General features: G+C 65.4%; 13 protein-coding genes. 9 read left to right on the top strand and 4 right to left on the bottom strand.

All coding sequences use genetic code 11. The features are described from left to right. Nucleotides 1-74: 74 nt before the first annotated feature. The 4 genes from secB to F7P65_RS10165 all read left to right on the top strand — a co-directional run bounded on the left by secB (nt 75) and on the right by F7P65_RS10165 (nt 4060). Nucleotides 75-572: a protein-export chaperone SecB gene (gene secB / locus F7P65_RS10180; protein WP_150291638.1), complete on the top strand. Its 498-nt coding sequence runs from the start codon at nt 75-77 to the stop codon at nt 570-572. 21 nt (nt 573-593) lie between these two features. Then, nucleotides 594-2201 (top strand): murein biosynthesis integral membrane protein MurJ, encoded by a 1608-nt coding sequence (gene murJ / locus F7P65_RS10175; RefSeq protein WP_150291637.1) that lies wholly within the window; start codon nt 594-596, stop codon nt 2199-2201. 4 nt (nt 2202-2205) lie between these two features. After that, complete coding sequence (gene trpS, locus F7P65_RS10170; protein WP_150291636.1) at nt 2206-3210, top strand: tryptophan--tRNA ligase; 1005 nt, start codon at nt 2206-2208, stop codon at nt 3208-3210. 199 nt (nt 3211-3409) lie between these two features. Further along, nucleotides 3410-4060: a DUF4136 domain-containing protein gene (locus F7P65_RS10165; protein WP_150291635.1), complete on the top strand. Its 651-nt coding sequence runs from the start codon at nt 3410-3412 to the stop codon at nt 4058-4060. An 89-nt stretch (nt 4061-4149) separates the two neighbouring features. On the opposite strand, the gene F7P65_RS10160 is transcribed toward F7P65_RS10165, so the two are convergent. The 4 genes from F7P65_RS10160 to mutM all read right to left on the bottom strand — a co-directional run bounded on the left by F7P65_RS10160 (nt 4150) and on the right by mutM (nt 7833). Then, nucleotides 4150-4755 carry a peptidylprolyl isomerase gene (locus F7P65_RS10160; protein WP_150291634.1) on the bottom strand — a complete coding sequence of 202 codons (606 nt, stop codon included), beginning with the start codon at nt 4753-4755 and terminating at the stop codon, nt 4150-4152. A gap of 32 nt (nt 4756-4787) precedes the next feature. Then, the gene (dnaA, locus tag F7P65_RS10155) at nt 4788-6197 is read right to left on the bottom strand and encodes a chromosomal replication initiator protein DnaA (protein ID WP_150291633.1); all 1410 of its coding nucleotides are present in this window, start codon (nt 6195-6197) and stop codon (nt 4788-4790) included. A gap of 440 nt (nt 6198-6637) precedes the next feature. After that, entirely contained in the window at nt 6638-6901 is a 264-nt protein-coding gene (gene rpsT, locus F7P65_RS10150) for a 30S ribosomal protein S20 (protein ID WP_150291632.1), read from the bottom strand. A 119-nt stretch (nt 6902-7020) separates the two neighbouring features. Continuing rightward, a complete protein-coding gene (gene mutM / locus F7P65_RS10145) occupies nt 7021-7833 on the bottom strand; it encodes a bifunctional DNA-formamidopyrimidine glycosylase/DNA-(apurinic or apyrimidinic site) lyase (RefSeq protein ID WP_150291631.1) in 813 nt (270 codons plus the stop codon). A 135-nt stretch (nt 7834-7968) separates the two neighbouring features. Between mutM and F7P65_RS10140 the strand changes: the two genes are divergently transcribed. The 5 genes from F7P65_RS10140 (at nt 7969) to F7P65_RS10120 (ending at nt 13886) form a co-directional block, all read left to right on the top strand. Continuing rightward, nucleotides 7969-8700: a class I SAM-dependent methyltransferase gene (locus F7P65_RS10140; protein ID WP_150291630.1), complete on the top strand. Its 732-nt coding sequence runs from the start codon at nt 7969-7971 to the stop codon at nt 8698-8700. A 6-nt stretch (nt 8701-8706) separates the two neighbouring features. After that, on the top strand, nt 8707-10248 hold the full coding sequence (ubiB, locus tag F7P65_RS10135) for a 2-polyprenylphenol 6-hydroxylase (RefSeq protein WP_150291629.1): 1542 nt from the start codon (nt 8707-8709) through the stop codon (nt 10246-10248). 42 nt (nt 10249-10290) lie between these two features. Continuing rightward, nucleotides 10291-10698 carry a GlcG/HbpS family heme-binding protein gene (locus tag F7P65_RS10130; protein WP_150291628.1) on the top strand — a complete coding sequence of 136 codons (408 nt, stop codon included), beginning with the start codon at nt 10291-10293 and terminating at the stop codon, nt 10696-10698. Nucleotides 10699-10765: 67 nt separating this feature from the next. After that, nucleotides 10766-12010, top strand: a complete 1245-nt coding sequence (coaBC, locus tag F7P65_RS10125) for a bifunctional phosphopantothenoylcysteine decarboxylase/phosphopantothenate--cysteine ligase CoaBC (protein WP_150291627.1) — start codon at nt 10766-10768, stop codon at nt 12008-12010. Nucleotides 12011-12137: 127 nt separating this feature from the next. Next, complete coding sequence (locus tag F7P65_RS10120) at nt 12138-13886, top strand: N-acyl-D-amino-acid deacylase family protein (protein WP_150291717.1); 1749 nt, start codon at nt 12138-12140, stop codon at nt 13884-13886. The last annotated feature ends 7 nt before the right edge of the window (nt 13887-13893 follow it).

Below are 13893 nucleotides of genomic sequence, written 5' to 3'. Positions count from 1 at the left end.
GCCCAGCCGCCCCTGCTAAGCGCGCGGGTCGAACATCAAGCGGGCGTTCCGCCTGTCAAACCCAGGGAAAAACGATGGCCGAGGAAGCCGATACCATTCAGACCACCGGCAATGGCGCCGACACCGGCCCGCAGATCGCGCTGATCAGCCAATATGTGAAGGATCTGTCGTTCGAGAACCCGAACGCGCCGGCCGTCTACCAGTGGCAGGACCAGCCGCAGATCGACGTGCAGTTCAACATCGGCGCCGACAAGGTGGGCGACGAAGTCGTCGAAGTGTCGCTGAAGATCGAGGTCAAGGCGACCGCGCCGCAGGGCACCGCCTTTGCCGTCGAACTGGTCTATGCGGCGATCTTCGGCATGCGCAACGTGCCCGAGGATCAGATGCAGCCCTTCATGCTGGCCGAAGCGCCGCGCCTGCTCTTCCCCTTCGCCCGCCGCGTGCTGGCCGATGCGATCCGCGACGGCGGCTTCCCGCCGCTGCTGCTCGATCCGATCGATTTCGGCGGCCTTTATGTCCAGCAGGCGGAAGCCATGGCGCAGACCGCGGGCGAACCGGCCGGTCACGCCTGAGCCGGTCAGGGGATCTAAGATATGAAGCTGGTGCGGGCGCTTGGCTCGGTCGGCGGGCTGACGCTCGCCAGCCGGGTGCTCGCGCTGGTGCGCGATTCGCTGGCGGCGCGCTATGTCGGGGCGGGGTTCGCGTCGGACGCCTTTAACGGCGTCGCCTTCCGCCTGCCCAACATGTTTCGCGCCCTCTTTGCCGAGGGCGCCTTTTCCGCCGCCTTCATCCCGATGTTCAACCGCAAGGCGGCGGGACCGGGCGGGATCGCGGAGGGCTATCATTTCGCCGAGCGGGCGCTGGCGGTGCTGCTGCCCGTGCTGCTGTTGTTCACGGCGCTGCTGATCGCGGCGGCCTGGCCGATCACCTGGGCGCTGTCCGGCGGCTTTTCCCGGCAGCATCCGACGCCTGAGCAATTCGCCTTCGCGGTGATGCTATCGCGCATTACCCTGCCCTATCTGGCGCTGATCAGCCTGGCCTCGCTGCTGGGCGGAATATTGAATTCGCTCGACAAATTCTGGGTGAATGCGGCAGCGCCGATCTTGCTCAACATCGCGATGATCGCCGGGCTGTGGCTGTTCCACGGCGCCAATGAATATGAAACCGCGCGGGTGCAGGCGATTTCCGTCACCGTGGGCGGCGCGTTGCAACTGCTCTGGCTGATCTGGGCCTGCCAGCGGGCGGGCGTGTCGATGAAGCTCAAGCGGCCGCGTTTCGACGCGGACGTGAAGCAATTGCTGCGGCTGATCGTCCCCGCGGCGGCGGGCGCGGGCGCGTCGCAGATCAACCTGCTGATCTCCACCGCCCTGTCGGGCTGGCTGCTCGCGTCAGGGTCGATCACCTATATCTATTATGCCGACCGGCTGAACCAGTTGCCGCTGGGGCTGATCGGCATCGGGCTTGGCACGATCCTGCTGCCGACCATCTCGCGCCTGCTCTCGACCGGACAGGACCAGCAGGCGATGGACACGCAAAATCGCGGGATCGAACTGGCGCTGTTCCTGACGCTGCCCGCGACGGTCGCCTTCATTACCGTCGCGGAGCCGATCGTGCGCGGCCTGTTCCAATATGGCCGCTTCACCGTGGAGGACGCGCAGCGTTGCGGCTGGGCCTTGTCCGCCTTTTCCATCGGCCTGCCCTCCTATGTGCTCGTGAAGGTGCTGACGCCGGGCTATTATGCGCGCGGCGACACCCGGACGCCGGTCCGCTATGCGATGCTGTCGATCGTCATCAACATCATCGGCAATTTCGTGCTGATCCCCCTGCTTGGGCGGGCGGGCATGGGTCATGTCGGGCCGCCGCTGGCGACCGCGCTGTCGTCGACCGTCAATGTCGCGATGCTCTATTCGACGCTGGTGAAGCGCGGACATTTCGCCGCCGACAGCCAACTCAGGCGGCGGTTGCCCCGGCTGGCGGTGGCGGCGGTCGCCATGGGCGGCGCGCTGTATGCCGGCGAAGGGCTGCTCGATCCCTGGCTCGGTGGCGTGATGCTCCAGCGCTATGTGGCGCTCGCCATACTTGTCGGCGTGGGCATTGCGCTTTACGGGGTGGCCTGTTTCGTCACGGGCGCCTATCGGCTGTCCGACCTCAAGGCGCTGATGCGCCGCAAAAGTTCAATCCCTAACCAAGAGAATGGATAGAAGAATGCGCGTCCTTTCCGGCATCCAGCCGACCGGTAATCTGCATCTGGGCAATTATCTGGGCGCGATCCGCAACTGGGTGCGGATGCAGGACGAGATGGACGCGGACAGCCAGTGCTTCTTCTTCCTGGCCGACATGCACTCGATCACCGTGCATGAAGAACCCGCCGCCCGTATTCGCCATGTGCGCGACATGGCCGCCGCGCTGGTCGCCGCGGGCATCGATCCCAATCGCAGCGTCCTCTTCAACCAGGCGCGCGTCCCTGCCCATGCGGAGCTGTGCTGGCTGCTCAACGGCACGGCGCGGATCGGCTGGCTCAATCGCATGACCCAGTTCAAGGACAAGGCCGGCAAGAATCGCGAAAGCGCCTCCGTCGGCCTCTATGTCTATCCGGTGCTGATGGCGGCCGACGTGCTGCTCTATCAGGCGACGCACGTGCCCGTGGGCGAGGACCAGAAGCAGCATCTGGAACTGACCCGCGACCTCGCCACCAAGTTCAACGCCGATTTCGGCGTGGAGCTGTTCACCCTGCCCGATCCGATCATCCCCAAGGAATCGGCGCGCATCATGTCGTTGCGCGACGGCACGGCGAAAATGTCCAAGTCCGACCCCTCCGACATGAGCCGCATCAACCTGACCGACGATGACGATGCGATCATGCAGAAGGTGAAGAAGGCCAAGACCGATCCCGAACCGCTGCCCGAAAGCGCCGAGGGACTGGCCGGACGACCGGAGGCGAACAATCTGATCGGCATCTATGCGACCTTGGCGGGCACCACCGCCGACGCTGTCTGCGCCGAGTTTGCGGGCAAGGGCTTTGGCGCGTTCAAACCGGCGCTGGGCGAGTTGCTGGTGGAAACGCTCCGCCCGATCCGCATGCGGTTCATGGACCTGCGCAGCGACGACACAGCGCTGGACGCCATTCTGGAAAAGGGCGCGGCGAAGGCGTCCGCCGCCGCCGAGCCGACCCTGCGCGCCGCCTATCGGGCCATGGGACTGATGCGCTAATGTCACAGGGGCCGCCAAAGAGGCGGCCCCCTTCCCGTTCGCGACGGAACGATCCTGTCCGCGCCGTCCTATGGGGTGACAGGACATGGTTTGCGCCCGTTCGCCCGTTTCACGCGTTCAAACGATGTTCAGTTGCGTTTTGCTATGGCAGGGCGCAAGATGTTTCGCAGGCGTATTGCCTGATACAGGACGCAGAAAAATGATCCGTTTCAACAAGATCGGCCTGATCGCGGCGCCCGCTCTGGCGCTGGTGGCGTTGTCGGGCTGCGCAACTTCCTTCAAGGCGGACGTCGCCCGCTTTCAGCAGCTTCCGGCACCCGCCGGGCAGAGCTTCACCGTCGTCGCGGACGATCCGCGTCTCGCCGGCGGTCTTGAATTTTCCCACTATGCCAATCTGGTCGGCCAGCGCCTGACCCAGACAGGCTATGTCGCGGCCGGCGACCCGGCGCGCGCCGATCTGGTGGTGCGTGTCGCCTACAGCGTCGACAATGGACGGGAGAAGGTGCGCTCGACCGGCTTCGGCGCGCCCGACCCCTTCTTCTATGGCGGCTGGGGCTGGCGCGGACGCTGGGGCCGTCCCTGGGGCTATGGTTTCTACGATCCGTGGCTGTTCGGTCCGGGCGGCTATAACGACATCAGCAGCTATACCGTCTACACCAGCGACCTCAGCATGAAGATCGACCGCGCCGCCGACCATCGCCGCCTGTTCGAGGGCAAGGCCCAGGCCCAGTCGCTGTCAAACAAGCTGACCTATCTGGTGCCGAACCTGATCGACGCGATGTTCACCGGCTTCCCGGGCCAGAATGGCGAGAATGTGAAAATCACGCTGCCGCCCGAGAAAAAGGGCTGAACGGCGTTCCATAAGGGCGGCTCCCAGCCATGCCCCTTTTGCCCGGCGGTCGATGATCGCCGGGCTTTCTTTTGCGCTCCCGCCATCGGTCAGGGAATGCGGTGCGCCGTCCGGATCGTCACCGGCTGTTGCAGCATCTGCCCCTTCATCACGCCCTCGCCCGCGGTCGGCGACTTGGGCGCCGCCAGGACCGCCTTCACGACGTCCATGCCCTCCACCACATGGGCGAAGACGGCAAAGCCCTGATTGTCGCCCGCAGCTTGCGGATGGGCATCCATGCCGGGCATCTTGCCCAGCACGATGAAGAAATCCCCGGTCGCGCTGCCGGGCGCATAGCGGGCCATGGAAAGCGCGCCGTCATCATGGGTCAGGCCGGTCCGGGTCGTCGGTTCATGCACGATGGGCGGCAGGACGCGCTTGGGATCATTCTGCGTTCCGCCTTGCACGAAGCCATAATCCGGCGTGCCGACGCCGCGATAGAATGAGGTGCCGTCCAGCCGCTTCTGATCGACATAGCGCAGAAAATTGGCGGCGGTGACAGGCGCCTGACCGACATGCACCGCGATGACGATTCGCCCCGCATCCGTCTCCAGCGCCACCCTCGCATCGGCGGGCGGCGGCGCGGCTGGTTCCTGCGCGACGGCGGGGGAGACGAAAAACAATGCGGCGAGGAAAAGGGCAAACTGTCGGATCATGGCGCGAAGCCTAATCCAAAGCCGCCTGTCTGTCAGCCTTCCAGCAGACGCTGGAGCGCACGAATGTCAGCGTCGATATCCGGATTATTCTGCCGCAGTTCCTCGATCGTGCGGACCGCGTGAATGACCGTGCTGTGATCGCGCCCGCCGAAAATGCGGCCGATTTCGGGCAACGACCGCGGCGTCATCTTCTTGGCGAGATACATGGCCACCTGCCGGGGCCGCGCCACGGCGCGGGCACGGCGCTTCGACCGCATCTCCGCCGCGTCGATCTTGTAATGGGCAGCGCAGACCTTCTGGATCTCATCGACGGTGATCCGGCGGGCATTGGCGCGCACCGCGTCGGCCAGCATGGACTGGGCGAATTCCAGGTCGATCGAGCGGCCGGTCAGCTGGCCATAGGCGATCAGCTTGTTGAAGGCCCCTTCCAGTTCACGAACGTTCGAGCGAATCGAGCGGGCGAGGAAATCCACCACGGCATCGGGAACCGGCGGATCGCCGGCAATGGCGCGCTTGGCTTCCAGGATGGCGAGGCGCAAATCGAGGCCCGCCGGACGGATGTCCGCGACCAGCCCGCCCGCCAGACGCGAGAGAATCCGCGCATCGATGGCGTCGAGCATCTGCGGCGCCCGATCGGCGGTGACGACGATGCGGGCACCCGAATCGATCAGGTCGTTGATGGTGTGCAGAAACTCTTCCTGCGTGGACCCCTTGCCGGCGATGAACTGAATGTCGTCGATCAGCAGCAGGCGCGCCGCGCGCAGTCGGGCCTTGAACATCATGGTTTCGTTCGCGCGCATGGCGTTCACGAATTCCATCATGAAGCGTTCGGCCGACATATAGAGCACCGGCGCGGACGGAGAATGGGCGGAAAACGACTGGGCGATGGCATGCAGCAGGTGCGTCTTGCCCTGTCCGGTGCCGCCATGGATGAAGAGCGGGCTGAAGCGCGGCTGGGCTTCGCCCGCCATGGCCTGCGCCGCCGAAAAGGCGAGATGGTTGGTATCGCCGGTCACGAATTCATCGAAGCCGTGGCGCGGCTGGAAATTCGAGGCCGGTTGCGGCGCGGCGCCGGCTTCTGCCACCGAAGCGGCAGGCGCGGCCGACAGTTCCAGGATGCGCGGGCCGACCGCATTGGGCGCGCGTCGGAGGCGGACCTCCCGCACGCCTGCCTCGGCGCAACGCCAGGCCATGCGCAGCCGGTCGCCGAACTGCCCCGATACGAAATTGGCGGTGAAATCGGACGCGAACAGCAGGTCGAGGGTTTGCGACTCCGGGCAATAATCGCCCAGTTGCGCGGCCTTCAGCCACTGATCGAACATCCGCGCGCCGATGTCCCGGCGCAGGCCGGCGCGAATGGTCGCCCAGGCAGTCTCCAGGCGCGCATATTGCTGCGTGTCGAGACCGCTCAAACCACCTATCACTGCCGTAATATCCTTCATAAAACAGTCGACCCCCATCAACTGCACCCCCAAGACAGGGGCAAATGAGAGACGCGGAAGACCGATCGGAAAAGCATGCGCCTTCCCGCGTTTCCTGCGTCAAAAACCTACAGATGGTCGCCGGAAATTCGATTCGAGTGGCGACCGGAGGAGCAAAATAGACAGGCCTTCCTCGCCGGATCAAGGGCTTGGCCGGTCAAAAATGTGAAATAAAGCCGTTGACTCGGCAAACCCGCGGAAAACGAAGCTTTGGAATATTATCGTTATTTTTCAATATGTTATTGAATCTTCTTTTTTGCCGGACCGCTCGAATCGCGCGAGAATCGCCGGGAATCCGCAGGTCCCCGAAAATGACCGTTCCATGAACGAAACATGAAAAGCCCGCCCCGCGCAATGGCGGGGCGGGCGAATATTCGAGCTGACGATGAAAGGGCTGGGGCTTAGCCCAGCGCGCCGACGCGCTTCGTCAGACGGCCGAACTTGCGGGCCGCGGTGTTCTTGTGCAGCACGCCACGGGCAACGCCGCGGGCGAGTTCTGGCTGGACCGCCTGAAGCGCCGTGGTCGCAACGGCCTTGTCGCCAGCGGCGAGAGCGGCTTCGACCTTCTTCACCAGGGTGCGGATCCGGCTGATGCGGGCGCCGTTGATTTCGGCGCGACGGGCGTTGCGGCGGATGCGCTTCTTGGCTTGCGGCGTATTGGCCATTTACTGTCCTCGGTTCTCGTCAAATCTCGTGGAAAGGGCCTGTCGGAATCGCCAACCGGCCCTGTGAAGGTGCGCCCCTTACAGGGGATCACAGAAGGCGTCAACTGCTGAGCGCCCCGCTATTTCTGGCATTTCGGGCAGAAAAAGGTCGATCTGCCGCTATCCACGCGCCGCCGGATGAGTGTGCCGCAAGGGCATGGCTCCCCTTCCCGGCCATAGACTCGCCATTGCTTGGAGAAATAGCCGAGTTCGCCGTCGGGCCGGGCATAGTCGCGCAAGGTCGACCCACCCGCGGCGATGGCGGCGGTCAAAACCTCGCGAATCGCCTCGACCAGCAGGATGAGTCGCGCACGGCTGATCCTGCCCGCCTCTCGCGTCGGGGCGATGCCCGCCATGTTCAGCGCTTCGCAGACATAGATATTGCCGAGGCCAGCGACGATGCGCTGGTCAAGCAGCGCCGCCTTGATCGGGGCCGCCTTGCCCTGGAGCCTGGTCGCCAGAGCGGCGGCGGTGAAGTCGGGACCCAGGGGCTCCGGCCCCATGCGGGTGAAGGGGCTGTAGCTTTCCCACGCCGCGCTGCGGACAAGGTCGAGCGAACCGAAGCGGCGGGGATCGTTCAGGGCAAGCAGCCGCCCTGCCCCTGTCTCGATCAGCAGATGGTCGTGCGCGCCGATCTCCGTGGGATCGATTCGCCAGCGGCCGGACATGCCCAGGTGGAAGATCAGCGTGTCGCCCCGGTCGGTGTCGATCAGGCCATATTTGGCGCGGCGGGACAGGGCGGTGACGGTGGCGCCGGTCAGGCGCTGGCGCAGATCGACCGGGATCGGGAAGCGCAGGTCGGCGCGGCGCGCCTCGACCCGGGTAAGGACGGCGCCCTCCAGGACGGAGCGGAGGCCGGCGACGGTGGTTTCGACTTCGGGGAGTTCGGGCATGACGCCTATGTAATCACGCGCCGGCCTAAAGAAACAGGCAGCTTCCCACAGGGGCGCGGGACAGGTTTTTCCGCCGCGATTTCCGAGCCGGGAAATATTTCCATTTCCCTTGGAATCGCTCTAGGAGGCTCGACCATGAGTGAAACCGCTTCCTTTGGCTATCGCGATGTCGAAGCCGCCGAAAAGCAGGGGATGGTCCGTGCCGTCTTCTCCAACGTGGCGTCCAAATATGATCTGATGAACGACGCCATGTCGGCGGGCGCGCATCGCCTGTGGAAGGACCAGTTCGTGAACCGCGTGAAACCGCGCCGGGACGAGCAGATCCTCGACATGGCGGGCGGCACCGGCGACATCGCTTTCCGCATGCACAAGCATGGCGCGCAGGTCACAGTGTCGGACATCAACCCCGAAATGCTGGCCGTCGGCGTCGAGCGGGCGCAGAAAAAGGGGCTGGAGGGCCTGATCTGGTCGGAGCAGAATGCCGAGGAGTTGACCTTCGGCGACCGGGCGTTCGACGCCTATACGATCGCCTTCGGCATCCGCAACGTGACCCATATCGACAAGGCGCTGCGCGAGGCGCATCGCGTGCTGAAGTTCGGCGGGCGGTTTTTCTGCTTGGAATTTTCGACCACGACCTGGCCGGGCTTTTCGGATGTCTATGATGTCTATTCGCATCGGCTGGTGCCCAAGCTGGGCAAGCTGCTGGCCGATGACGAGGAGAGTTATCGTTACCTGATCGAATCGATCCGTCGCTTTCCGCCCATGCCGGAATTCGAACGCATGATCCGCGAGGCCGGGTTCGTGCAGACCAAGGTCGAGCCGATTCTCGGCGGGCTGGTCGCGATTCACTCGGGCTGGAAGATCTGACGCCCCGTGCCTTCGCATCTGACGCATATCTGGCGACTGCTGAAATGGGGCCGCACCTTGGCGCGCCATGGCGCCCTGACGGGAATTGAGCGCGATCCGCTGACGCCGACGCCCGTGCGGCGGCTGGTCAAGGTCGCGCGGTTCGGAGCGCGCGTGCCCCAGCAGCCGCGCTATGCCGACGCCTTTCAATCCATCGGTCCCGCCGCGATCAAGCTGGGGCAGACGCTGGCGACGCGGCCCGATCTGGTGGGCGAGGATGCCGCGAACGACCTGCTGCGCTTGCAGGACGCCCTGCCCCCGGTGCCTTTCGCGACGGTCCGGGGTCAGATCGAGCAGAGTTTCGGGCGGCCGCTGGACGCGCTCTACAGCCGCTTCGATGAGGAGCCGGTGGGCGCGGCCTCCATCGCGCAGGTCCACCGGGCGGTGACGACCGATGGGCGCGACGTGGCGGTGAAGGTCATCCGCCCCGGCGTCATCGACCAGTTCAACCGCGACATCCAGACCTATGAATGGGCCGCCGCCCATGTCGAGATGCTGGGCGGGGAACTGGCACGGCTACGGCCCCGGCTGGTCATCGCAAACATGAAGCGGTGGACGGCGCGGGAACTGGACCTGCGGCGCGAGGCGGCGTCGGCCTCCGAACTGGGCGAGGCGATGGAGGCGATGCCGGGCTATTGTGTGCCCACCATCGACTGGGACCGCACGACCGGCAAGGTCATGACGATGGAGTGGATCGACGGGATCAAGATCTCCGACCGGGACGCGCTGATCGCGGCGGGTCATGACGTCAAGGAGATCGCGGCGCGGCTGGTCAACGCCTTCCTGCGGCAGGCGATTGCCGAGGGTTTCTTCCATGCCGACATGCATCAGGGCAATCTGTTCGTGCGCGACAATGGCGATATCGTCGCCATCGACTTCGGCATCATGGGGCGGATCGACCGGCGGGCGCGCATGTGGCTGGCGGAGATTCTCTACGGCCTGATCACCGGCAACTACAAGCGCGTGGCCGAAATCCACTTCGAGGCGCAATATGTGCCGGGCCATCATAATGTCGAGGAGTTCGCCACCGCCCTGCGGGCCGTGGGCGAGCCGATGCGCGGCAAGCCCGTGCGCGAACTGTCGGTCGGCGGGATGCTGGACGGGCTGTTCGCGATCACGCGCGATTTCGACATGCAGACCCAGCCGCATCTGCTGCTGTTGCAAAAGACCATGGTGATGGTGGAGGGCGTCGCGACCTCGCTCGACCCCGACATCAACCTGTGGGAGACGAGCGGGCCTTATGTGAAGGAATGGCTCCGCTCCGAACTCGGGCCGGAGGCGAAGGCGGCCGATGCGCTGATCGAACATTGGCGGATCGTGCAGCGGCTGCCGGGTCTGGTGAAGCGGATCGAGGAAGCCTTCCCCGAAAAGGGCGGCGCGCCGCCGCCGCCGCCGCTGGCCGAGGTGAAGCTGATCCGGGTCGGGACCGGATGGCGCTATGTGGCGGTGGCGGTGCTGGCCGGACTGGTCGGCGCAGGCGCGATGGCGGCGGTGACGAACTTTCTTTAGCGCCCGATGGACGATATTTTCTTCTGAGGAACGGACCGGATAATGAAGACCAAGCACAGCCTGGAAGCCAGTGACGTCAAGGCCATATTGGCCGCAGCCGAAGCGGAGGCGGTGGCCAATGGCTGGGCCGTGACCATCGCGGTCGTCGATGACGGCGCGCATCTGCTGGGGCTGCTGCGGCTGGACGGCGCTGCGGCCAGCACCGCGCAAATGGCGCCGGCCAAGGCGGTGACATCGATCTTGGGGCGCCGGGAATCGAAGGTCTATGAGGATCTGGTGCTCAACGGCCGGATCACCATGCTGTCCGCGCCGGGGATGCAGGCCATGCTGGAAGGTGGCGTACCCATCGTGGTCGACGGGGATTTCGTCGGCGCGGTCGGCGTATCCGGCGTCAAGTCGGAGCAGGATGTCCAGATCGCACAGGCGGGCATTGCGGCCCTGGCGCTCTGATGCGATCGTCCAGCCCGCCGGGCGGGCTGGACAAGCCTGCGTCGCTTGACCAAATGATGGGACTGTCATGACCAAGCGTGTTCTTCTCATCATTTCGGGCGGCATCGCTGCCTATAAGTCGCTGGAGCTGGTGCGGCTGTTGCGCAAGCGAGGGGTCGCCGTGCGGGCGGTACTGACGCAGAGCGCCGAGAAATTCGTGACGCCGCTGTCGCTGGGCGTGCTGACCGAGGACCATGTCTTCGGGCAATTGTTCGACCTCAAGGAAGAGCGCGAGATCGGGCATATCCAGCTGAGCCGTCAGGCCGATCTGGTGGTGGTGGCGCCCGCGACGGCCAATATCCTGGCCAAGATGGCGAACGGCATCGCCGACGATCTGGCGACCACCCTGCTGCTGGCGACGGACAAGCCGGTTCTGGCGGTGCCCGCGATGAATGTGCGCATGTGGCATCATGCCGCGACCCGGCGGAACATCGCGCAATTGCAGGCCGACGGCGTGCATGTGATGGAACCGGACAGCGGCGAGATGGCCTGCGGCGAGTTCGGCAAGGGTCGGATGCCCGAGCCGGAGGCCATCGCGGCGGAGGTGGCGCGGCTGCTGGCCCTGCCCCTTGCCGCCGATCCGCTGGCGGGACAGCCGGATTTCGAGGGGCCGGATGCGCCGCTCGCCGGGCGGCATGTGCTGGTGACGGCGGGGCCGACGCATGAACCGATCGATCCGGTGCGCTATATCGCCAACCGATCCTCCGGAAAGCAGGGTTTCGCCATCGCGGCGGCGGCGGCGCGGGCGGGCGCGCGGGTGACGCTGGTGGCAGGGCCGGTGCATCTGCCGACGCCTGCGGGCGTGCGCCGCATCGATGTCGAGACAGCGCGCGAGATGCTGGCGGCGGTGGAAGCGGCGCTGCCCGCCGATGCGGCGATCATGGTGGCCGCGGTGGCCGACTGGCGCACGGCGGATGCGGCGGATCAGAAGCTCAAAAAGGACGGATCGGGCAAGCCGGCGCCGCTCGCGCTGGTCGAGAATCCCGACATATTGGCGAAGCTGGGAAAACATGCGAAGCGCCCGGCCCTGCTGGTCGGCTTTGCCGCCGAGACGCAGAAGATCGCGGAACATGCGCAGGCCAAGCTGACGCGCAAGGGGGCGGATTGGATCGTCGCCAATGACGTGTCGGGCGACGTGATGGGCGGCGACACCAACAGCGTGCATATCGTGTCCGGCGACGGGATCGAGAGTTGGGACAATCTGCCCAAGGATGCCGTTGCCACGCGATTGATGCAGAAGGTCGCCGACACGCTTTCCGCACGCCTCGATTGACATCGCGCAAGGCCCGCCGGCATTTATTTTCACCGCCTCACGCAAATAGATGAAGGCCGGCCGAAAGATCGTCTCTATAATCGAGCCAGCGATAAAAAGGCCGGTGAGAGGATAAGAGATGGGCAGCATGAGCAGCTATGACATGGTGATCCGCGGCGGGATGGTCGTCGACGGGTCCGGCGGTGAGCCCTATGCGGCCGATGTGGGCATCAACGGCTCGATCATCGCGGCGGTCGGCCCCGATCTGCCTGCGGGCAAGCAGGAAATCGACGCTCGCGGCCTGCTGGTCATGCCCGGCTTCGTCGATGTCCACACCCATTATGACGGGCATGTGACCTGGGAAAACCGGCTGCGGCCGTCCTCTTCCCACGGTATCACGACGGTCATCACCGGCAATTGCGGCGTCGGCTTCGCCCCCTGCCGACGCGAGCAGCGCGACGGGTTGCTGCGCCTGATGGAAGGGGTGGAGGACATTCCGTTCCCGGTGCTGGCGACGGGCCTGCCCTGGACCTGGGAGACCTTTCCCGAATATCTCGATTTCATCGCGGGCCGGTCCTACGACATGGACGTTGCCTGTTTCGTCCCGCATGCGGCGCTGCGCGTCTATGTCATGGGCGAGCGCGGCGCCGACCGGGAGGAAGCGAGCGCGCAGGACATCCGGGAGATGCGCGGATTGCTGGAGGAAGCGCTGGACGCCGGGGCGATAGGGATCGGCACCTCGCGGACGCTGATGCACCGGTCCTCCGACGGCAAGGCCATTCCCACGCTGGACGCCAGCGAGGCCGAGATGTTCGGGCTGGCCGAGGTTTTGCGGGACAGCGACAAGGGCGTCTTCCAGATCGTCGAGGATATTCATCTGCCGGGCGGCAGCCTCGACCGGATCCGCGATATTGCCGAACGCGCGCAGCGTCCCGTGACCTTCACCATCGGCAGCTCCAATGACGGGGAGGATCGCTGGCGGAGCATATTGGGCCAGCTGGAGGCCATCAACGATGCCGGCATTTCGGTGACGGCGCAGATGCTGCCGCGCGGCGTCGGCATGATGCTCGGCCATGAGCTGACGCTCAATCCCTTCTATTCGACGCCAACCTACCAGCGGCTTGCAAAATTGCCCCTGGCGGAACGGGTGGCGGAGCTTCGCAAGCCGGAAGTGCGCGCCATCCTCCTGAGCGAGGCGCCCGATCCCAACGCCCCGTCCATGGTCGGCCGCGCGGTTCGGGAGTTCGAGACGATGTTCGAACTGGGCAATCCGCCCAATTACGAACAGCCGCCCGAGGCCAGCATCGCCGCCCGCGCCCGCAGCGCCGGGCTGACGCCGGAAGAGGTCGCCTATGACATCATGCTGCGTGAGGACGGCAAGGGTCAGCTTTACCTTGCCATGGCCAATTACCCCCACGGCAACCTCAATGCGGTTGGCGAAATCCTGCGCCATCGCGATGTCGTGCCCGGCCTTGGCGACGGCGGCGCGCATTGCGGCACGATCTGCGACGGCAGCTATTCGACCTTCATGCTCATGCATTGGGGGCGCGACCGGAAGGAAGGCCGCATGCCCGTGCAGGAGATCGCGCATCGGCTGGCCCGCCGCACCGCGCTGCTGGTCGGCCTGGAGGACCGCGGCCTGATCGCACCGGGTTTCAAGGCTGACATCAATGTGATCGATTTCGACCGCCTCGCCCTGCATGCGCCGGAGCTGACCTACGACCTGCCGGCGGACAGGCCGCGACTGGTGCAGCGGGCGGAAGGCTATCGCGCGACGATCGTCAGCGGCGAGCTTGTCTATCGCGACGGCGAGCCGACCGGCAGCCTGCCCGGCCGGCTGGTGCGCGGCGCCCGCCAGCCGCAAGTCCAGGAGAGCAGGGAATTGTCGGACGCCTGACCGGAGC

Source organism: Sphingobium estronivorans, assembly GCF_008692605.1.
Lineage (GTDB): Bacteria > Pseudomonadota > Alphaproteobacteria > Sphingomonadales > Sphingomonadaceae > Sphingobium > Sphingobium estronivorans.
Note: the sequence above shows the minus strand (reverse complement) of the source record. Positions and strands in the feature narration are given on the sequence as shown.

Excerpts from the sequence above, each read along its gene's own strand:
- secB (WP_150291638.1), top strand. The coding sequence starts at position 75 with ATGGCCGAGGAAGCCGATACCATTCAGACCACCGGCAATGGCGCCGAC.
- dnaA (WP_150291633.1), bottom strand. The coding sequence starts at position 6,197 with ATGAAGGATATTACGGCAGTGATAGGTGGTTTGAGCGGTCTCGACACG.
- F7P65_RS10130 (WP_150291628.1), top strand. The coding sequence starts at position 10,291 with ATGAAGACCAAGCACAGCCTGGAAGCCAGTGACGTCAAGGCCATATTG.
- coaBC (WP_150291627.1), top strand. The coding sequence starts at position 10,766 with ATGACCAAGCGTGTTCTTCTCATCATTTCGGGCGGCATCGCTGCCTAT.
- F7P65_RS10140 (WP_150291630.1), top strand. The coding sequence starts at position 7,969 with ATGAGTGAAACCGCTTCCTTTGGCTATCGCGATGTCGAAGCCGCCGAA.
- rpsT (WP_150291632.1), bottom strand. The coding sequence starts at position 6,901 with ATGGCCAATACGCCGCAAGCCAAGAAGCGCATCCGCCGCAACGCCCGT.
- F7P65_RS10120 (WP_150291717.1), top strand. The coding sequence starts at position 12,138 with ATGAGCAGCTATGACATGGTGATCCGCGGCGGGATGGTCGTCGACGGG.
- F7P65_RS10165 (WP_150291635.1), top strand. The coding sequence starts at position 3,410 with ATGATCCGTTTCAACAAGATCGGCCTGATCGCGGCGCCCGCTCTGGCG.
- murJ (WP_150291637.1), top strand. The coding sequence starts at position 594 with ATGAAGCTGGTGCGGGCGCTTGGCTCGGTCGGCGGGCTGACGCTCGCC.
- F7P65_RS10160 (WP_150291634.1), bottom strand. The coding sequence starts at position 4,755 with ATGATCCGACAGTTTGCCCTTTTCCTCGCCGCATTGTTTTTCGTCTCC.
- mutM (WP_150291631.1), bottom strand. The coding sequence starts at position 7,833 with ATGCCCGAACTCCCCGAAGTCGAAACCACCGTCGCCGGCCTCCGCTCC.
- trpS (WP_150291636.1), top strand. The coding sequence starts at position 2,206 with ATGCGCGTCCTTTCCGGCATCCAGCCGACCGGTAATCTGCATCTGGGC.